The sequence below is a fragment of the Plantactinospora sp. CNZ320 genome, assembly GCF_002846275.1.
In genome coordinates this window covers 7,800,775-7,820,172 of the sequence record NZ_PJMP01000001.1, presented here as the reverse complement: position 1 = coordinate 7,820,172, position 19,398 = coordinate 7,800,775, and the positions used below count along the sequence as shown (strand labels likewise).

General features: G+C 71.6%; 16 protein-coding genes. 11 read left to right on the top strand and 5 right to left on the bottom strand.

Translation table 11 applies throughout. From position 1 onward, the window contains the following. Window positions 1-33: 33 nt before the first annotated feature. Window positions 34-1,407, bottom strand: coding sequence for a coiled-coil domain-containing protein (locus CLT71_RS35045; RefSeq protein ID WP_101370877.1), 1,374 nt, complete (start codon window positions 1,405-1,407; stop codon window positions 34-36). Between the two features lie 202 nt (window positions 1,408-1,609). Then, window positions 1,610-3,502 (bottom strand): CocE/NonD family hydrolase, encoded by a 1,893-nt coding sequence (locus CLT71_RS35040; protein WP_486483619.1) that lies wholly within the window; start codon window positions 3,500-3,502, stop codon window positions 1,610-1,612. Between the two features lie 203 nt (window positions 3,503-3,705). On the opposite strand from CLT71_RS35040, the gene CLT71_RS35035 reads away from it, so the two are divergent. Beyond that, window positions 3,706-4,563, top strand: coding sequence for an N-formylglutamate amidohydrolase (locus CLT71_RS35035; RefSeq protein ID WP_199187820.1), 858 nt, complete (start codon window positions 3,706-3,708; stop codon window positions 4,561-4,563). 83 nt (window positions 4,564-4,646) lie between these two features. On the opposite strand, the gene CLT71_RS35030 is transcribed toward CLT71_RS35035, so the two are convergent. Then, window positions 4,647-6,164, bottom strand: a complete 1,518-nt coding sequence (locus CLT71_RS35030; RefSeq protein ID WP_101370875.1) for an MFS transporter — start codon at window positions 6,162-6,164, stop codon at window positions 4,647-4,649. 125 nt (window positions 6,165-6,289) lie between these two features. Between CLT71_RS35030 and CLT71_RS35025 the strand changes: the two genes are divergently transcribed. The 4 genes from CLT71_RS35025 to CLT71_RS35010 all read left to right on the top strand — a co-directional run bounded on the left by CLT71_RS35025 (window position 6,290) and on the right by CLT71_RS35010 (window position 10,510). Beyond that, window positions 6,290-7,027: a TetR/AcrR family transcriptional regulator gene (locus CLT71_RS35025; protein WP_101370874.1), complete on the top strand. Its 738-nt coding sequence runs from the start codon at window positions 6,290-6,292 to the stop codon at window positions 7,025-7,027. 157 nt (window positions 7,028-7,184) lie between these two features. Continuing rightward, window positions 7,185-8,228, top strand: coding sequence for a cation transporter (locus CLT71_RS35020; RefSeq protein WP_101370873.1), 1,044 nt, complete (start codon window positions 7,185-7,187; stop codon window positions 8,226-8,228). A gap of 72 nt (window positions 8,229-8,300) precedes the next feature. Continuing rightward, window positions 8,301-9,614, top strand: coding sequence for a hemolysin family protein (locus CLT71_RS35015; protein ID WP_101370872.1), 1,314 nt, complete (start codon window positions 8,301-8,303; stop codon window positions 9,612-9,614). 74 nt (window positions 9,615-9,688) lie between these two features. Beyond that, a complete protein-coding gene (locus CLT71_RS35010) occupies window positions 9,689-10,510 on the top strand; it encodes an SAM-dependent methyltransferase (protein WP_101372046.1) in 822 nt (273 codons plus the stop codon). An 8-nt stretch (window positions 10,511-10,518) separates the two neighbouring features. Here the strand turns inward: CLT71_RS35010 and CLT71_RS35005 are convergent, their stop codons facing one another. After that, on the bottom strand, window positions 10,519-12,420 hold the full coding sequence (locus CLT71_RS35005; protein ID WP_101370871.1) for an alkaline phosphatase family protein: 1,902 nt from the start codon (window positions 12,418-12,420) through the stop codon (window positions 10,519-10,521). A 277-nt stretch (window positions 12,421-12,697) separates the two neighbouring features. Between CLT71_RS35005 and CLT71_RS38460 the strand changes: the two genes are divergently transcribed. The 6 genes from CLT71_RS38460 to CLT71_RS34975 all read left to right on the top strand — a co-directional run bounded on the left by CLT71_RS38460 (window position 12,698) and on the right by CLT71_RS34975 (window position 18,369). Beyond that, the gene (locus CLT71_RS38460; RefSeq protein WP_101370870.1) at window positions 12,698-13,702 is read left to right on the top strand and encodes a helix-turn-helix domain-containing protein; all 1,005 of its coding nucleotides are present in this window, start codon (window positions 12,698-12,700) and stop codon (window positions 13,700-13,702) included. Next, on the top strand, window positions 13,699-14,262 hold the full coding sequence (locus CLT71_RS34995) for a hypothetical protein (RefSeq protein WP_143743749.1): 564 nt from the start codon (window positions 13,699-13,701) through the stop codon (window positions 14,260-14,262). Before CLT71_RS38460 ends, CLT71_RS34995 begins: the two co-directional genes overlap by 4 nt. Window positions 14,263-14,353: 91 nt before the next feature. After that, entirely contained in the window at window positions 14,354-15,436 is a 1,083-nt protein-coding gene (locus CLT71_RS34990) for a phosphatase PAP2 family protein (protein WP_158242386.1), read from the top strand. 8 nt (window positions 15,437-15,444) lie between these two features. Beyond that, window positions 15,445-16,137 (top strand): response regulator transcription factor, encoded by a 693-nt coding sequence (locus CLT71_RS34985; RefSeq protein WP_101370867.1) that lies wholly within the window; start codon window positions 15,445-15,447, stop codon window positions 16,135-16,137. Window positions 16,138-16,261: 124 nt separating this feature from the next. Next, window positions 16,262-17,740, top strand: coding sequence for a sensor histidine kinase (locus tag CLT71_RS34980; protein WP_486483618.1), 1,479 nt, complete (start codon window positions 16,262-16,264; stop codon window positions 17,738-17,740). Next, window positions 17,737-18,369 (top strand): hypothetical protein, encoded by a 633-nt coding sequence (locus tag CLT71_RS34975; RefSeq protein WP_199187819.1) that lies wholly within the window; start codon window positions 17,737-17,739, stop codon window positions 18,367-18,369. Before CLT71_RS34980 ends, CLT71_RS34975 begins: the two co-directional genes overlap by 4 nt. A gap of 18 nt (window positions 18,370-18,387) precedes the next feature. On the opposite strand, the gene CLT71_RS34970 is transcribed toward CLT71_RS34975, so the two are convergent. Continuing rightward, the gene (locus tag CLT71_RS34970) at window positions 18,388-19,395 is read right to left on the bottom strand and encodes a D-alanine--D-alanine ligase family protein (RefSeq protein ID WP_101370865.1); all 1,008 of its coding nucleotides are present in this window, start codon (window positions 19,393-19,395) and stop codon (window positions 18,388-18,390) included. Between the last annotated feature and the right edge of the window lie 3 nt (window positions 19,396-19,398).

The following is a 19,398-nucleotide window of genomic DNA, read 5'->3' as shown; positions in this document are numbered from 1 at the left end:
TCGGGTCCGGTGGTTGATACCGGCCCCGGTGGCCTAGTACCGGCTGGGGTCTGCGCCGTTCGGGCTGTACACCGGCGGCTGCGAGTGCGGGTGCCCCTGGTGGTGCGGCTGGTGCGCCTGCTGCTGCGGCTCGAACATGTTCACGGGCGGCTCCGGCTGCTCGACCGGTTCGAACACGTTCATCGCCGGCTCCGGCTGCTCCACCGGCTCGCGCTGCTCCGGCAGGTCGGGCTGCTCGGCCGGTTCCGCCGGCGGCTCGGCCATGGCCCGGTTGGCCTCCTGGCGCACCGCCACCATCTGGTACTCGCCGGTCTCCCCGGTGATCGCCGCGGCGGCCAGTACCGCGGCGGCGGCCCGGTCGGCCAACCGCTTCGCCTCCCGCTGGGTCCGGGCCCGTACCTCGGCCGCCTGCCGCTCGGCCTGCTCGGCCGCCCGGCGGGCCTCGTCCAGGCGGTTGAGTTCGGCGGTCAGGTCCTGCCGGACCTCACCGAGCCGCTGCTGCAACTGGGCGAACTCCTGCTCCGCCGTGGCACCCTCCTGGCGGGACTGCGCCAGCTTCTGCTGTGTGGTCTCCTGGGCCGCCTGCAACTGGGCGAGCGACTGCTGCCGCGTCTCGATCTTGTCCTGGAGCGCCGCGAGCTGCTGCTGGTGCGCCGCCGCCTGCTCCTCCGCGCGCCGACGCAGGTCGGAGGCGTACTGCTGGGCCTCTGACCGGAGGTTCGCGTTCTCCTCCTCGACCTGCTTCTGCGCCCGGGTCAGCTCCGCCTCGGTGCTGTTGCGCAGCTCGGTCAGCTCCCGCTCCACGTTGGCCTGCCACTGGCCAAGCTCCTGCTGGGTACGCGCCCGGGCCGCCTCGATCTCCTGCTGGATCTGGTTGCGCGCCGCCTCAAGCATGGACTCGGCCTGGGCCTGTGCCCGCTCGGCCTGCTGGGCGCTCCGCTCGCTGACCCGTTGCGCCTCCTGCTCGGCGCGCTCCCGGCTCGCCTCACCCTCGGCCACCAGCTTCTCGGCCTGCTCGCGCGCGTCCGCGAGGACCCGTTCCGCCTCGTTCTGGTGCTCGGTCGCCCGCTGGGCGGCGGCGTCGACGATCACGCCGGCCTGCTTCTCGGCCAGCGCCATGATCTGGTCGACCATCGGGCCCAGGTCGCGGAAGGACGCCCGGTCCACCTGCGGCGGCCGGTCCCGCAGTTCGGTCAGCTCGGCCTGCACCTGCTGGAGATGGACGGTCAGCCCCTGGATGTGGCTGAACGCCTGCTCGCGCTCGGCGATCAGTTTCGAGAGCTCGTTGGCCGTCTGCGCCACGTACTGCTCGACCTGCCGCTTGTCGTAACCGCGCAGCGTGGTCTCGAAACTGGGCCGCGAAGTCTTGTCCTCGTGCAGGTCGAACAGCTCCTGGCCTTGGGACATGCGCCATCCTCCATACGGTCGCGAGCCCGTGCCGGCGTCCGGGGCACACGCCGCAGGGGTAGGGCTCAACCGGCGGAGCATACACCTGCCGACGGCCCGACGGCATGGCCCGGCCTATGTGTACCCCGGCCCGGCAATGCCCCGCCGGCCGCCACTGCGGACGGTCGACGGGGCGTACGGGGCGGTTACCGAGGGCGTACGGTCAGAGCCCGGCGGCGTGCGCGGCAGGGGTACCGCCGACGATCGGCAGTACGATTCGGCTGGTCTTCAACGCCACGTCGATGGTGGCCCGGTTCGGGTCGGCCTGGCTGGAGTACTGCGGGTAGCTTCCGACGATGATCACCCCGATCCGGTGATCCGGCTGGAAGACGTAGTCCTCCGGCAGCAGCGGGAAGTCGAAGTTGTAGAGCTTGCCGGGAACCAACTGGGTGGCCCTGCGGATCGACTGGCGGTTCTGCGCGTCCAGGATGCCCTTGGTGACCAGTTCGAGATCGGCGGTGGCCACCCGCTTGCTGGTCTGCTTGTAGCAGCCGTCGTCGGTCGGGCTGGTCTCGCCCCAGCAGTCCTGGGTCTCCAGGGTGATGATGCCCTCCCCGGATGCCCGGTGTGCCACCCGTTCGGCGGTGCCGTAGTCGACCAGGATCGCCCCGAGGTTGGTGTCGGTGGCGTCGACGCCGGCCCGCAGCCGCACCACGGGTGTACCGGAGACGTGCAGCGGGGCACGCAGCGGCTCCGACAGGTAAGCCAGCCGGTTCGGCGTGACGGTGTCCGGATTGTTGATCATCGCGTCCTGGCGCTGTGCCGGGTCGTCGGCGAAGGTCTCGGTGGCCGGCTTCCTGGCCGGTACCAGCTTGAGGCCCCCGCCGGCACCGGCACCCGGCTGGAGGAAGACCTCGGTCTCGGTCGTCCCCGGGACCGGCCAGTCGGCGTGCGTCTCCCAGACGTCGGCGGAGCGCTCCAGGTCGACCCGGGGGTCCTCCATGATCCCGTTCGGTACCTGGTGCAGCCAGTAGTCGAACCAGCGGTGCAGGGTGTTCACCCAGACCGTCCGGCGGGAGTCGAACGGGTCGACGTGCCCCTCCTGGGAGAGCCAGAGCTTGCGCGGCACGCCGTGCGCGGCCAGCTCGTACCAGAACTTGCTGAAGTGGTCCGGGCGGACGTTGTCGTCGTTGAGCCCGTGGTAGAGCAGCACGCTGGCCTTGATCTTGTCGACTTTCCGGACGTAGCTGCGCTCGGCCCAGAAGGCCGAGTAGTCGCCGGTCTCGTCACCGTCGGCGGCGGCAAGCGCGTCCCGAACCGGTTTGCAGTAGGCCCGCCGGTCCGGGTTGGTCACCGTGTTGGCAAGCGACGCCACATAGCTGTTGCCTCGGGTGATCACCCCGTTGCTGCGGGTGTAGTCGTAGTACTCCGCCGGGCCGCTGATCGGCACGATGGTGGTCAGGCCCCTGACCCCGGTCACCGCCGTCGCCATCGCCAGCGAGCCGTCGTACGACTTGCCGACCATTCCGGTACGGCCGTTGTGCCAGTCGGCCCTGACCACCTGCCCGGCAGCGTTCCGGGCGGTGGCCCGGCCGTTCAGCCAGTCGATCGCCTGCTTGGCGCTGAGGTTGTCCGGCTCGCCGTTGGTGGTGGGGCAGCCGGTGGAGTTGTTGGTGCCGACCATGTCCAGCAGGATCACCGCGTAGCCGCGCGGCACGAAGTAGTTGTCGTAGAAGAGCGGCCACTTGTCGAGCAGGCCGTCACCGTCCAGGTCGGCCTTGCACTCGGACTCGTTGCCCCGGCAGACCGTCGAGTAGTACGGGCTGGCGTCCATGACGACCGGCACCTTGAGCCCGTCGGCGGTGGCCCTGGGGCGCATGACGTCGAACGCGATGATGTCGCGCAGGCCGTCGTTGTCGCTGTCGAACGTCGAGTCGACGAAGAGCCGCTCCCGGATCGCGTCGGCGTACCCGAACACCGGCTGGGTCACCCCGTCGCTCACCACGATCGCGGGTCCGGGCTGGGCGAATGCCGGTGACGTGCCGCCCAGTACGGCCACCGCCGCCATCGGCAGCACGGCGAGTCCGACCCGCCAGATCCTACTGATCCGACCCATACACACTCCTTTTTCGCCGATCAGGGGCGTGGGTAGGCTACGGGCGGAAATCGTGATCGAACAACGTACATATGTCGGAAGCTGACCCGTCCCGGTTCGACGGCCCGCGCAGGGACTCGACGCCCCCGCGCGCCGGGGCCTGCGGTGCGCGAAGCGCAGTAGGGTCGGCGTCCGAGGACCTGTCGACCCGGCGGCGGTGGTGGATGCGGCACAGTGCATCGGAGTCGTCGGCGGGGTTCCGGGTGGTGCCGGGCTCCGCCGACAGCAACGTGGTGCTGCACGTTCCGCACGCCGCTCGGCTGATCCCGCCGGAGGTACGCGCCGGACTGCTGCTCGACGACGCCGCCCTGGCCACCGAACTGGCCCGGATGACCGATGCGCACACCGACCTGATCGCGGCCCGGGCCGCGGGCTCCGCCCGGCGTACTCCGTGGATGTTCGTCAACCTGCTCTCCCGGCTCGTCGTCGATCCGGAGCGCTTCCCGGACGAGCGGGAGTCGATGCGGACGGTCGGGATGGCGGCCGTCTACACCCGGACCAGTGACGGTGCCCGGTTGCGTGCCGACGATCCGGTCGCCGAGGAGTTGCTGCTCGACAGGTGGTACCGCCCCTATGCCCGGGCGGTCACCGACCTGGTCGAGGCCCGGTTGGCGGTACGGGGTCGGGTGACCCTGCTCGACGTGCACTCCTACCCGAGCCGGCGGCTGCCGTACGAGATCGGCGGCATGCAGCGGCCGGCGATCTGTCTCGGCACCGATCCGGCGCACACCCCGGGCTGGCTGCTGGCGGCGGGTCGGGCGGCGTTCGCCGGCATCGGCGAGATCGGCGTCGACACCCCGTTCGCGGGTTGCTACGTGCCGTTGCGGCACTACGGCCGGGACCCCCGGGTGACCGCGCTGATGGTGGAGATCCGCCGGGACGGCTATCTGGTCGAACCCGGAGACGGCCGTCTGGTCGAGCCCGCAGGTCCGCCGACCGACGGCCTGGCCACGCTGGCGGAGGCGCTGGCCACGCTCGTCGACGCGGTGGACGCCGCTCCCGGACCGCCGCACCGGGCCTGACGTCGGGCACGGCGGTACGGCGGTCCGGGAGCGGGCTACACGGCGGCAGCGGCTCGGGTCGGGCTCGGTGACGTCCAGCGCCGCTACCGCACGGTGATCTCGTCTCCGGCCGGTTCCACAGGTACGGCGGTCGACGGCGGGGTCGACTTCGGCCGGAGTACCAGCGCCGCGACGACGGCGGCGGCGACGCCACCGACCACCCCGACGATCGCGGTGCTGGACATCGCCTCGACGAAGGCGTCCCGGGCCAACCGGGCGAGGTTGTCGTCGCCGGTGGCGGTGGCGATCCGCAGCGCGTCCCCGATGGACTCCCGGGCCGGGCCGGTCACCTCCGCCGGCATCGCGGCCCGGTACGTGGCGGCGAGTACGCTGCCCAGCACCGCGACGCTGAGCGCCGTGCCGATCTGCTGCACCGTGTCGTTGACCGCCGAGCCGACCCCGGCACGTTCCGGCGGCAGCGCGGCGAGCAGGGTGCCGACGGCCGGCGGCGCGGTGATGCCACTGCCCGCTCCGATCAGGACCAGCGCGACGGCCAGCGTCGGGTAGCCGTCGGCGGGTCCGATCGAGGCGAGCACGCCGAAGCCGGCGGCCATCAGCGACAGCCCGGTGGCGATCGCGACCCGGGCACCGAACCGCTTGTCGACCACCACCCCGAGGCCGTTGCAGGCCATCACGGTGACCAGCATCGGGATGAACGCCAGGCCGGCCCGCATCGGCCCGTAACCGAGGACGAACTGGAGGTACTGGGTCAGGGCGAGCAGTACGCCGCCGGCCGAGAGCGAGAGCAGCACGATGGAGAGGCTGGCGCCGGCGAAGTTGCGGTTGCGAAACAGCGCCATCGGCAGCATCGGCTCGGCGACCCGACGCTCCCAGAGCGCGAACGCGCTGAGCAGGACGGCCGCGCCGACCAGCCCGACGACCGTCGACGGCGACGACCAGCCCTCCTTGGCCGACGAGATGACCGACCAGACCAGCGCCGTCATCCCGGCGGTGGAGAGCAGCGCACCGAGCACGTCGGGTCGGCTCGCCGGACCGCGCGACTCGGGGACGATCAGCAGCACCGCGACGATGCCGAGGATGGCGATCGGGACGTTGAGCAGGAAGACCGACCCCCACCAGAAGTGCTGCAACAGCAGGCCGCCGAGGGTCGGACCGCCCAGGGCGCCGAGCACCAGCACCGAACTCCAGATCGCGATGGCCTTCTTCCGTTCGGACTCGTCGAAGACCGTGGTGAGGATCGAGAGCGTGCCGGGCATCAGGAAGGCGGCGCCGACTCCCATCAGGGCCCGGGCCGCGACGAGCTGACCGGGAGTCTGGCAGAGGGTGGCCAGCACCGAGGCGCCGCCGAAGACGGCGAGGCCGATCACCAGGCCGCGTCGCCGGCCGTGCCGGTCGGAGAGGCTGCCGGCAGTGAGCAGCAGGCCGGCGAAGACCAGGATGTACGAGTCGAGGATCCACTGGATGTCCGAGGCACTCGCCCCGAGGTCGCGGATCAGTGCTGGGATGGCGATGTTCAGCACCATGTTGTCGATGACGGCCACCAGCAGGCTCAGGCAGAGCACACCGAGGATCCACCAGCGACGCGGGTGGGACGTGGACACGAGGACCTCCGCTCGTACAGCGTTCGAGATTGCTCGCACACCGTACCAGGACTCTCGAACGGCGTACCAGAAAACTCGAACGCCGTACGACGGCCGGTAGACTGGCCGGGTCGAAAGGATCGTCGATGCCCAAGTCCGACCCGTTCACCAACTCGGTGTGGCTACGCCCGCCCCGCAGTCGAGGGGAGCAGCCCTCGCTGAGTCGTGAGCAGATCGTGCGGGCCGCGATCGAACTGCTGGACGCCGAGGGACTGGCCGGGCTGAGCATGCGCCGGCTCGGTACCCGGCTGGGTTCGGGCGCCACCTCGGTGTACTGGTACGTGACGAACAAGGACGAACTGCTCGAACTCGCGGTCGACGAGGTGATGGGCGAGGTCTACGTCCCCGAGGTCGGCGACACGAGCTGGCGGATCGGCGCGTCGGTGCTGACCACCGGCACCCGGGAGATGCTGCTCCGCCACCCGTGGGTCATCAGCCAGCTCGGCCTACGCCCCAACCTCGGTCCGAACGCGTTGCGCATCGGGGAACGTACCGTGGCCCTGCTCTCCGCGGCCGGCTTCTCGGGGCTGGAACTGTCGCACGCCAGTTCGCTGCTGACCTCCTACGCGATCGGCTCGGCGGCGACCATCTCGGCGATGGTCAACAGCATGCGCCAGTCCGACACCTCGGTGGGCGAGATGGCCGAGAAACTGGAGTCGCACCTGGGGCGGATCGCCGGCGACCATCCGCACTACGACAGGTGGCGGCAGGAGGTCGGGGCGGCCGCGTACACCACCGAGCGGATCTGGGACGAGAGCTTCACCTTCGGGCTGGACCGGCTGCTCGACGGGCTGGAGCGGTGGCTGGACCGACCGGACCGCTGACCGCCCCCGCACCGGCTGACCGCTTCGGCAGGCCGACCGGCTCCGCCGGCTGACCGCCCCGCCGGCTGACTGGTTCGGCAAGGCGGGCCGCACGGGCCGTGCGACTGCCGATCCCGGTGGCATGCTTCGGAGCCGGCAAGTCGGGAATGACCGCCCGATGCTGGGCTTCCTACCCGCCACGCCCTGGCCACTCGGCGCCAGTGTCGGCGTCTTCGCCGTCGCCGGCCTGGTCACGATCCTGGGCAGCATCCGGCTCGTCGCCTTGGGCGACGCCCTTTCGGACCGGACCGGCTGGGGCGAGGCCGTCTTCGGGGTGGTCTTCTTCGGCGTCGCCACCGGGCTCTCCGGGATCGTGATGACCGCGGTCACCGCGGCGGGCAACCATCCGCAGCTCGGCTACAGCAACGCGGTCGGCGGGATCGCCGCCCAGACCACCGCGGTCGCGGTAGCGGACGCCTTCCACCGCCGGGTCAACCTCGAACACGCCGCCGCCTCCTCCTCGAACCTGCTCTTCGGCTGCCTGCTGATCGCCCTGCTCACCCTCGCGCTGCTGGGCAGTTACAGCCCGAACGTCACAGTCGTCGGCATCCATCCGATCTCGGTGGTGATCGTCGCCTGCTACCTCGGCGGGCTCCGGTTGATCCGGACCGCCGGCACCAGGCCGATGTGGCAGGCGGTCGGCACCAAGGAGACCCAACCCGACGTACCGCAGGACCACGGCGCGCTCGACCGGCATGCCATGGGCACGCTCTGGCTACGGTTCGCGCTGGTCGGGGCGGTCGTCGCGGCGAGCGGCTGGGCCGTGTCGCTGGCCGCCGAGAGCGTCGTGGAGACCACCGGGCTCACCGCGGGCTTCACCGGCGGGGTGCTGCTCGGCATCGTGAACGGGCTGCCGGAGACGGTCACCGCGATCGCCGCCGTACGCCGGGGCGCGGTAACCCTGGCCGTCGCGGCGGTCCTCGGCGGGAACATCCTCGACGTGATCACGCTGGTGGTCGGCGACATCGCGTACCGGCAGGGCTCCATCTACCACGCCGCCGGCAACGACGACCTGTTCATCACCACCACCGGACTGTTCATGACCGCGATCCTGCTCTCCGGGCTGCTCGTCCGGCAGACCTGCGGCTGGGGGCGGCTCGGCTTCGAGGGCGTACTGCTGCTGGCCACGTACCTCGGGATGACGATCATCCTCGCCACCTGAGCCGTACCGGAACGCCGTCGACCCACTAGGTTTGGTGGCCACACCACGCGGGACGAGGAGGCCGGACTTCCGGTGGACGGCTACGGGCTACAGGTGGCACTTGTTCTGTTCCTGGTACTTGTCAACGCGGCGTTCTCCGGCAGCGAGATGGCGCTGGTGTCACTGCGGGAGAGCCAGATCCAGCGGCTGGAGCGGCAGTCGCGCGGCGGCCGGGTGCTGGCGAAGCTGGCCCGGGATCCGAACCGGTTCCTGGCCACCATCCAGATCTACATCACGCTTGCCAACTTCCTCGCCTCGGCCGCTGCCGCCGTCTCGCTGGCCGCTCCCCTGGTGCCGCTGCTCGGGTTCCTGGGTTCCGCCGCCGAGCCGGCCTCCGTCATCCTGGTGACGGTCCTGTTGACCTTCGTCAGCCTGGTCCTCGGCGAGCTCGCGCCGAAGCGGATCGCGATGCAGCGGGCCGAGGGCTGGTCGCTGGTGGTGGCCCGCCCGCTCGACGTGCTCGCCGCCTTCTCCCGGCCGGCGGTGTGGCTGCTCAGCAAGTCGACGAACGTGGTGGTCCGGCTCGGCGGGGCCGACCCGGAAGGCGGTCCGGAGGAGGTGAGCGCCGAGGAGCTGCGGGAGATGGTCACGGCGCAACGCGGGCTCTCCGCCGAGCACCGCACCATCATCAGCGGTGCCTTCGAGATCGCCGACCGGATCCTGCGGGAGATCCTGGTACCGCGCGGGCAGGTCGTCACGCTGCACGCCGACCTGCCCACCGCAGCGGCCCGGCGACAGCTCGCCGAGTCGGGGCACAGTCGCGCCCCGGTCGTCACCCGGGGCGGCCTCGACGACGTGATCGGCGTCGTACACCTGCGGGACCTGCTCGACGACGGCGGCACGGTCGCCGGGCACGTCGCCCCGGCGCTCTTCCTGCCGGAGACCCTCGGCGTCACCGACGCGCTGCGCCAGATGCGCCAGCAGCGCCAGCAGTTCGCCGTGGTGGTGGACGAGCGGGGGGCCAACGACGGCATCGTGACCATGGAGGACCTCATCGAGGAGATCGTCGGCGAGATCTACGACGAGACGGACCGCGACGTCCAGGCCGTGGTCCGGCAGCCCGACGGTACGCTCCTGGTCGCCGGCACCTTCCCGATCCACGACCTGCCCGACATCGGCCTCGACCTCGACGAGCCCGACGACGGCGACTACACCACCGTCGCGGGGCTGATCCTCGCCCGGCTCGGACACATCCCGACCGCCCCCGGCGAGACCGTCGAGCTGCCGGCCTTCACCGCACAGGTCGCCGAGATCGACAGGCACGCCATCACCAAGGTACGACTCCGGCCCCGACCCACCGGGGCGGACGGCGACGAGGCGGCCGACACCGTCGCCGGCCGTGGTTGAGGAGAGGTCGACCGGAGGGCTGCGTACGGCGGATCGACAATCTACGGTGGAGCGATCGTGTCCGATACGGAATCCTGGGGAACCAAGTGACGAAGGAAGCGCCGCCAGCAGACCACGCACGGCCGGACGGGCTCGACACCGGCGTGCCGCACTCCGCCCGGATCTGGAACTACTGGATGGGTGGCAAGGACAACTTCACCGCCGACCGGGAGGCCGGTGACGCCTATCGGCAACAGTTTCCCGGCATCGTCCCGCTGGCCAAGCAGTCCCGGCGCTTCCTGATCCGGGCCGTGCACCACCTGGCGACGGTGGAGGGCGTCCGCAACTTCCTCGACATCGGCACCGGACTGCCCACTCTGGACAACACTCACCAGGTGGCCCAGCGTGCCGCTCCGGAGTCCCGGATCGTCTACGTCGACAACGACCCGCTGGTGCTGACCCACGCCCGCGCGCTGCTCAGCAACACCACCCCGGAGGGGGTGACCGACTACGTCGACGCCGACTTCCACGACCCCGACCAGATCATCGCCGACGCCCGGAACATCCTGAACTTCACCCAGCCGATCGCGGTCATGTTCATGGGCGTGCTCGGCCACGTCGCCGACCACGAGGAGGCACGGTCCATCGTGGCCCGGGTGATGGCGGCGGTGCCCAGCGGCAGCTACCTGATCCTGTGGGACAGCACCAACACCACCGAGGGATTCGACGAGGCGCAGCAGGGTTACGACGACACCGGCGCGGTGCCGTACGTGCTGCGCAGCCCGGAGCAGATCGAGCGCTGCTTCGACGGCCTGACGCTGCTGGAGCCGGGCATCGTCTCGATCTCGCAGTGGCGCCCGGACAGCGACGACGCGGAGCCGGTCGACGGGTACGGCGGGGTCGGCCGCAAGCCCTGACGGCCGGATCAGGAGGCGGTGCGGGGGCCGAACGCGGTCAGGAACCGGTCCCGGAAGGAGTCCATCCGCCAGACCGGTGCCTGCCGGCCCGGCTTCAGCCCCTCCTGCCAGCCCCATCGGGAGATCCGGTCCAGCACAGCCGGGTCGTGCGCCACGATGCTGATGGGCACGTCCCGGCTGGCACCGATACCGGTGACGATCGGCGAGGGCTGGTGGTCGCCGAGGAAGACCACCACCGTGTCGTCGTCGCCGTACCTCTCCACATAGGAAATCAGGCTGTTCAGCGAGTACTCGATGGACCGCCCGTACTCGGCACGCACCTTCGCCCGGTCGGCCCAGAGGGCGCTTCTCGGCTGGCCCTGGCTCGCCATCGGCGCGAAGACCGATCCGTCGCCGAGGTCGTCCCAGTCCAGCAGCCGGGGCAACGGTGTCCAGGGCGCGTGACTCGACACGAGGGTTATCGCCGCCATCAACGGCGGTCCGCCCGGCGTCCCATGCTCGTACCGCTGGAAGGCGGAGAGGACGAACTGGTCGGGCATGGTGGCCCAACTGAACTTCGGACCGTGGTAGCCGAGGTGCCGCGAGTCGTAGACCTTCTGGTAGTCGTACAGGTCTCCCTCGGGCCAGGCCCGGGTGACGCCCGGCATGATTCCGACGGTGCGCCAGTTCGCCCGCCGGAAGGCGCCGGTGAGGGTGAGCCGGTCGGTGGTGACGATGTTGCGGTACCGCTGCTGGTTGTCGATCCAGAGTCCGGAGAGGAACGTGGAGTGGGCCAGCCAACTGCCGCTGCCCGCCGTCGGTGAGCTGAGCCAGGCACTGCGCGAATCGAAACCGGCCTCCTTCAACCGCCAGGTGCCGATTTCGAGTGTCGTGCGGACCGGCGGCGCGATCGCCGGATCCTCGACGGCGCTGCGCCCGTAGCTCTCGACGAAGACCAGCAGCACGTCCTTGCCGGCCAGGCCGGTGAGCAGCCGGTCACCGGGGACGTCGCGGAAGGCGTCCACGGCGGCCTGCCTGGTGAACTCCTGCTGGCTGCGCAGGCCGTCGCGGATCTGGTGGGCCCGCGCGTGTGCCAGGCCCGCCGTGTTCCGGGCCGCCACGGGTACGCCGGGGACGATCTGTACGCCGAGCACCGCACAGGCGAGCCAGGCCGCGCCGAGCACCACGGCGCCACGCCTCGCGGCGACGTCGTGCCGGACCACCAGACGGGTCACCCGGAGCACCGCCAGCGTCATGAGCAGGAGTACCGCCACGACCAGCAGCACTGCCACGATCGCCGCGCCGACCGCACCGGCCCGGCCGAAGGAGTCGGTGAGGAACGAGATCGCGTCGTCCAGCAGTACCCAGTCGAGGACCGGATCGAACTGCCGGGCGAGTACGGCGTAGAAGCCGATGTCCACGAGCTTCAGCAGTCCCAGCAGGCCGAGGATGACACCGCCGAGTACGGCCGCGACCCGTCGGGGCCCCGGCCGCAGCGCGAGCACGAGGAGGACGCCGAGGAGTGCCTCCACCGGTATCCGCGCGAGCGTCCCGGGGGTGAACTGCTCCGGCCGGTTTCCCGCAGTGAACGCGAGCAGTACGAGCAGGACGGCGAGCCCTGTCGTCAGCCGCGTCGCGATCCGCCGTGCGGGCGAACCGCCCCGCCGTTCCGCCGCCCCGTCGTCCGCCGCCTGGTCGTCGGCCGCCCGTTCGTCGGCCGCCCGGCCGTCCGGCACCTCGCCGACAGGTGGTCGAGCACCGTCGTCGCCGGCCCCGTCGTCGTCACCGCCGCTGTGGTCGTCGACGGCAGTGTCACCGCCACCCTCGGCGGCGGCTGGGGCGTTCTCGGGGTGGCCGTCCGGCAGCGGGCCGCCGGCCGTGCTCGTCGGTTCCGTGCCCTGTGGTTGACGGGAGCGCGTGAAGAGTGACAACCCGAAGATCCTCTCCTGGTGGTCGTGTCGACGAGGCGGGCCGGGCATGCGACGCGTGGCCGCACGTGAGCTAGAACGGGATTCCCGCGCCTGCGGTTCAACGAGGTTCCGCGACAGCCGGACCGTTGCGTGATCGCGCAACGAATCGACCAAGTGATCTTGCCAATCCGAGACATCGATGCCGTCCTGTGCTTGTATCGCGACGTACCGATTCCCCGGGGGGAGGGGGTTGTCCATGACGGGCAGGGACACGGGGGCGCTGGCCGTAGGACGAGCGGTGCCGTTACTGGTCCGCTGGGGCGTCTCCGCCGACGCCGACCTGATCTACCGCTGTCTGGTCACCTTCGGCTCCCGCAGCACGGGCGACATCGCGGCCAGCCTCGGTCTCGCCGTGCGCCGGGTACGGGCCGCGCTGGACGAGCTGGCCGAGGCCGACCTGGTCGTACCGAACGCCGGGCCGTCCGGCCCCGGAGCCGACGCCACCTGGCGGGCCGTGGCGGTGGAGGTGGCGGTGGCGACCCTGCGACGCCGGGCCCTCCGGCGGGCCGCCCCGGTGGCCGAGGGCCCGGCCGGCCTGTTGGGACCGGGCATGGTCCGGCCCTTTTCGGCCCGGCGACTGCCGGACCGCGAGGCGACCCGTCGGCGCATCGCCGAGCTGGTGACACTTGAGCGGGCCGAGCACCTGGCGATGAATCCGGAGGAGGTCTTCAGCACCGAGGCGCTGGCGATCGCCGCACCGATGGACATCGCGCTGTTGCGGCGCCGGATCCGGCTGCGTTCGCTGGGCCGGGCACCCGCCGACGGTGACCGGTCGTCGCGGCACGCGGCGGAGTTCGCCCGGCTGGGCGGGGAGTACCGGGAGACGGGCCGGCTACCACACAAGATGATGATCTTCGATCGCCGCGTCGCGCTGGTCGCCGTCGACCCGTACGGGCTGCACCACGGTACCTGGGAGGTGGTCGAAGCCACGGCGGTCGAGTCGCTCGTCTCGCTCTTCGTCAGGTACTGGTCGGACGCGACGGATCCACGGCGGAACGGAGTACCCGAGGTCGTGCTCACACCACGGGAGAAGGCGATTGTCGCACTGCTCGCCGAGGGGCACACCGACAGCAGCGTCGCGCAGGAACTCGGGATGTCCACCCGCTCGGTCACCTATGCACTGCGGTCCCTGATGGACCGGCTCGGCGTGGAGAACCGCTTCCAACTCGGCCTCGCCCTCGGCGCGATGCAGGCCGCGAGCCCACCGAAGAACAGACCGCCGACAGAGGGAGCACCCCAATGAGACGCCTGGTCACTGCAGTGGCCGCCGCCCTGACGACCTCGCTCGCCGCCGCCATGACGATCCTGACCGTCGCCGCCTCGACGATTCTGACCGCCACCGCGCCGGCGACGGCTGCCGAGCCGGTGTGGGAGCGGATTCCCTGCACCTCCGGGGCGATCGAGGTCGCGGCGGTGGACGAGTCGAAGGAGGGCTCGTTCCTCACCCTCGCGGGCCAGCTCGACTGCGCCGAGGAGAAGACGGCTGCCGCCTTCGGGTACGCCATCTACGAGCCCGGCTACTCGCAGGGCCTCGTGTACGGGTCGCACCTGCGGCCGTACGCGCCGGCCGGGGCCAGCCCGTTCTCCGACCGGAAGCGGGTACCCGCCGGTCCGGTGGACTTCGCGATCTGCGTGGTCACCGACTACCTGGTCCGGGTCGAGTGTGTCCGGGTGGTGTGGGACCTGCTGGACCACCGGGTCGAGGCGCGCTCGCTGGAGACCACCGATCCGCTGGTCGACCGCATGGTCCGACTCGTCTCGCCGGACTGGCGACCCCGGCCGGTCTGCGGGAGCTGCTGGTAGCGGGCCGGCCACTGCGGCACGGCCGGCGGCTGTGACAGAACCATGACATGACCCGCACTCCCCCCGGACCAGCGAGCCGCATCCTTGGCTGGTGCATCCGGTATCGCCGTACCACCCGTCAACGACACCGCCGAGCCCACCGGCCCGGTCCGGGCGCCGGCCGCCACCGACGATCCGGGAGCCGGCCCGCCGGCTGCGTCGCGCCGCCCTCGGGTACCTGCTCGCGTTCGGGCTGACCGCCGTCGGGTTCGTCGGCACCGGTGCGGGACAGGTGCTCGACGGCACACTGCTGCCCCGGGCGGAGCGGGGTGGCGGATACGAGCAGCCGACCGACCTGGTCGAGCCGGCGCGCGCCGTACTGGCCTGGTTCGGCGACCCGGCGCTGCTGGGTCTGCTGCTCGTCGCCGTACTGCTGCTGGGCCTGCTGGGTCGACGGCCCTGGGCCGGGGTGGCCGGGGTGGGTCTGGTCGGCGCCGCGGTGGTCTGCGCGGGTGTCGCCAAAGCGACGATCCCGAGGCCGGAACTCGGGGTGGCCACCTCGACGACGCACAACAGTTTTCCCAGCGGCCATGTCGCGGCGGCGATGGCGCTGCTCCTGGCGGTCCTGCTCGTGCTTCCGGCACCGGCCCGACGCTGGTGTGCCGGGCCGGGGGCGGTGGGTGTCTGCATGATCGCCGCATCCACCATGATCGCGGGTTGGCACCGGTTCAGCGACGTCCTCGGTGGCGTGCTGCTGGCTACGGCGCTCTTCTGCCCGATCGCCGCCGCGCTGGCCCGGTCGCGCCCGAGCAGCGGTACCGCACCTGCCGCCGTGGAGGTCGGCCCGTTCGGGCTGCTCGGCGGGGTACCCCTGGTGGTGCTGCTGGCCGGTGTGCCGGCGCACACCCCCTACACCGCGACCGACGGTGCCGGCGGGCTCTTCGTCGCGATCGTGGCCGCGAGCGGATTCGTGGTCCTGGTCGTCGCCACCGTCCTGGTCCTGCTGCGTCCGGTGGATTTCGTCGGCCCTGCCCCCGGTCGCGGCCTCGCCCCGGGTCACAGCCTCGCCCCGGGTCACAGCCTCGCCCGGGGTCACGGCTTCGGGGCGGACCCGGAACCGGACACCCCGGCAGCAGGAGGTCTGACCCGGGCCGCTGCTCATGATCAAAGAGCGACTTCAACGGAAATGCAATAGTTGGTGACATGTCTCGGGTGCTGTTGATCGAGGACCATCAGACGGTACGGGACGGCCTCCAGTTGGCCCTGACCCGCCAGGGTCACACCGTGGACGCCGTGGCCACCGGCGAGCAGGGCCTGGCCCGGCTGGCCACTGACACCGCCGACGTCGTCGTCCTGGACCTCATGCTGCCCGGGATGGACGGCTTCGAGGTGTGCCGCCGGATCCGGTCTGCCGGCGATCTGCCGATCATCATGCTCACCGCCCGCAACGACGACATCGACGTGGTGGCCGGGCTGGAGGCCGGCGCCGACGACTACGTGGTCAAGCCGGTGCAGGCCCGGGTACTGGAGGCCCGGATCCGGGCGGTGCTGCGCCGCACCGGCGGCGAACCCCGGCGCTCCGGCCCGGAGCCGGCGGTGCAGCGGTACGGTGCGCTGAGCATCGACCGGTCCGCGCTGGTGGTCAGCAAGGCCGGGGTGCCGATCGGCCTCGCCCCGACCGAACTGCGGCTGCTGCTCGAACTCTCCAGCACGCCGGGTCGGGTGCTCAGCCGGCAGCAGCTGCTGGAGGCGGTCTGGGAGCACGGTTACCTCGGCGACTCGCGGCTGGTCGACGCCTGCGTGCAGCGGTTGCGGGCGAAGATCGAGGACGATTCCGCCGCGCCGGTCTATGTGCAGACCGTCCGCGGCTTCGGCTACCGGTTCGGCCCGTTGTGAGCCGCGCCCGACGGCACGGCCGGCACTACGGCGCCACGCGGCACGGCCGACCGTGGGGGCACGGCGCCACGCGGCAGGGCCGGTGCTTGGATCACGACGCCACGCGCCACGGCCGGACCCGGTGGTGAGCCCGCTGCGGTGGCCGGCGGGCCTGCGGCTCCGGCTGCTGCTCGCCTTCGTCTCGCTCGGGCTGACCACCACGGCGGTGGTGGCCGGGGCCGGTTACGTTCAGGCCCGCAACGTCATCCTGCAAACGGCTCAGGATGCCGCCGTCGTGACGTTGAAGGAGCAGATCGCCCAACTCCCCCCGATCCGTACCCTGCCACCGAGCCAGGTCGACCTCGACGCCATCAGCACGGAACTCTCCGGCCGCGACGACACCGCGATCGCCGTGTACCAGGGGCACAGTTCCGCCCGCGACCGGATCTCGGCGGTACTGTCACCGGAGTTGCGCACAGCGGTGCAGGAAGGCCGGGTCGTCTGGCAGCGGCAGACCGCGGACGGCTTCCCGTACCTGGTGATCGGGACCCAACTCATGCTCGACGAGTCGAACGGCGCACCAAGGCCCTCCGGACTGGAGATCTACCGCCTGCACAGCCTGGAGGCAGAGCAGCGCAGCATCGACGAGCTCGCCAGGTCGACCTGGTTGACCGGCGCGCTCTCACTGGCCCTCGCCGTCGCGCTGGCGCTGCTCGCCGCCCGGGGCGTGCTACGGCCGGTCCGGGAACTCGACCGGGCGGCCCGCCGGCTCGGTGACGGTGACCTGAGCACCCGGCTGGCCGTACGCGGCTCCGACGAACTCGCCCGGGTCGCAGACACCTTCAATCACACCGCCCGGCGGCTGGAACGGCAGGTCGGCGAGTTGCGCCGGATGGAGGCGGACGCCCGGCGCTTCGTGGCCGACGTCTCACACGAACTGCGTACCCCGCTGGCCGCGATGACCGCGGTCACCGACGTACTCGACGAGGAGGCGCCCCGGCTGCCCGGCGACGCGGGCCGGGCCGCCCGATTGGTCAGCCAGGAGACGCAGAGCCTGACCCGGCTGGTCGACGACCTGATCGAGGTGAGCAGGTTCGACAGCGGCACGGCGGCACTCGCCCTCGACGACATCGACGTGCCGGCGGCGGTACGCGCGACACTGCGGGCCCGGGGCTGGACCGATCGGGTGCTGACCGACCTGCCGCCGGACATCCGGGCCCGGCTCGACCCCCGGCGGCTGGACGTGATCCTGGCAAACCTGGTCGGCAACGCGCTGCGGCACGGCGCACCGCCGGTGACGGTACGGCTGCGCGCCGAGCCGGACTGGATCGTGCTCTCGGTCTTCGACCGTGGCCCGGGATTCGACCCGCTGGTGTTGCCGCAGGTCTTCGACCGCTTCTACAAGGCGGACAGCGCCCGGAGCCGCTCCGAGGGCAGCGGGCTCGGCCTCGCCATCGCCTGGGAGAACGCCCGACTGCACCGGGCCGGCGCCGAACGGGGCAGCCTGGTCGCGGGTAACGATCCGGCCGGCGGCGCGGTGTTCACCCTCCGCCTGCCGCGCCACTGCACCGATCCGGCGCCGCCCGCCGACTACCGGCCCGGTCCCGGCGGAGGGCGTCCGTGACCGGCCTGCGGCGGCGGGTACCGCTCGTCGTCGTCGCGCTGCTGACGATGCTCGCCGCCGGGTGCGGCGTACGGCCGAGCGCGGTCATCGCCGGCGGAGCCGCCCCGGCGGGACCGATCCAGGGCGTCGGGCTGTACTTCGTGGTGGAACAGCGGCTCACCCTGGTGCTGCGCCCGTCCACACCGCCGGGTTCGGTCGACGACGCGCTGGCACTGCTGCTCGCCGGCCCGGAACGGCGGGAGCGGGAGCAGGGCTACCGCACCGAGATCCCGGCGGACGCCGGGCCGGCGGTGACCCGGTCCGAGCCATCGGCCACCCCGGAGAAGCCGTCGGGTACCACGGTGAACCTCGGCACCGACGTGACCGCGCTGTCGACGACGGCGATCGACCAGATCGTCTGCACCGTCTGGTACGCCCTCGCGGACGGCGGCCCGGCCCAGAGCGCGACGATCACGCTCACCGGTCCGGACGGGCGCCGGGGGCCGTACGGCTGCGACCCGCCGGACTGCCTGGCACCCGCACCCGCAACGCCCTCCCCCGGCGCCGCCCGGTGCCTGCCGCCCGACCTCGGGCCCGGCTCACCCGTGCTGCCCGCCACCACCGCCTCCGCCACCGCTTCCGACTCCTGAGCGGCCTCACCCGGCGCCTCACCCGGCGACGGCGCTCCGGGCACCGTCGATCAGGATGTCGAGCAGCCTCGGAAAGGCGATCCCGGCCCGCGCCCAGATCCGCGGGTACTGCGACTCGCTGGTGAAGCCGGGGAACGTGTTGACCTCGTTGACCACCGGCTCACCCGGCCCACCGTCGCACGACGAGCCGACACCCGGCCCACCGTCGGGTAGGAAGAAGTCGACCCGGAGCAGGCCCCGGCAGCCGAGTGCGTGGAAGGCCCGGACGGCCCGCTCCTGCAACAGCCGGGTGGTGGCGTCGTCGAGCGGAGCCGGAATCTGGAAGACGGCCCCACCGTCGTACTTCGCGGCGTAGTCGAAGAAGGCGGCGGTCGGCGGGACGGCGATCTCCAGCGGCGGTCCCGCCTCGACCCGTCCGTCCGGGTACTGGAGTACGCCGACGTCGATCTCCCGACCGGGTACGGCCCGCTCGACGAGAACCTTCGGGTCGGCCTGGCGGGCCAGCCGGAGCGCGGAGGGCAGTTGCCACCACTGGTCGACCCGGGACACGCCGAGGCTGGAACCCGCTCTGGCCGGCTTGACGAAGACCGGCAGGCCCAGTTGCCGCTGTTCGGCCTGGGAGAGGTACTCCCCGTCCCGCAGCGTCACGCCGGCCGCGACGCGCAGCCCTTCGGCGCCGAGCAGCTTCTTGGTCACCTCCTTGTCCATCCCGGCGGCGCTGGCGAAGACCCCGTTACCGACGTACGGCACGCCGAGCCAGTCGAGCATGGACGCGACGGTGCCGTCCTCGCCGTACGGGCCGTGCAGGGCCGGGAACACCACCTGCTGGGCGGCGAGTACCCGCAGCGCCGCCGGCAACGTGACAGGTACGCCGTCGACCCGCCATCCGCCGTCCCGCTCGACGAGTACCTCGGTCACCCGGTAGGCGTCCCGGTCGAGATGGGCGAGAATGCTCACCGCCGAACGGCGGGACACCTCGTGCTCGCCGCTGCGCCCGCCGTACAGCACCGCCAGCCGAATACTCATTTT

What these genes read in the sequence shown, in the direction of transcription:
- CLT71_RS34995 (WP_143743749.1), top strand. Translation starts at nt 13,699, where the DNA reads ATGAGACGCCTGGTCACTGCAGTGGCCGCCGCCCTGACGACCTCGCTC.
- CLT71_RS35025 (WP_101370874.1), top strand. Translation starts at nt 6,290, where the DNA reads ATGCCCAAGTCCGACCCGTTCACCAACTCGGTGTGGCTACGCCCGCCC.
- CLT71_RS34985 (WP_101370867.1), top strand. Translation starts at nt 15,445, where the DNA reads ATGTCTCGGGTGCTGTTGATCGAGGACCATCAGACGGTACGGGACGGC.
- CLT71_RS35035 (WP_199187820.1), top strand. Translation starts at nt 3,706, where the DNA reads ATGCGGCACAGTGCATCGGAGTCGTCGGCGGGGTTCCGGGTGGTGCCG.
- CLT71_RS35020 (WP_101370873.1), top strand. Translation starts at nt 7,185, where the DNA reads ATGCTGGGCTTCCTACCCGCCACGCCCTGGCCACTCGGCGCCAGTGTC.
- CLT71_RS35040 (WP_486483619.1), bottom strand. Translation starts at nt 3,502, where the DNA reads ATGGGTCGGATCAGTAGGATCTGGCGGGTCGGACTCGCCGTGCTGCCG.
- CLT71_RS35045 (WP_101370877.1), bottom strand. Translation starts at nt 1,407, where the DNA reads ATGTCCCAAGGCCAGGAGCTGTTCGACCTGCACGAGGACAAGACTTCG.
- CLT71_RS34970 (WP_101370865.1), bottom strand. Translation starts at nt 19,395, where the DNA reads ATGAGTATTCGGCTGGCGGTGCTGTACGGCGGGCGCAGCGGCGAGCAC.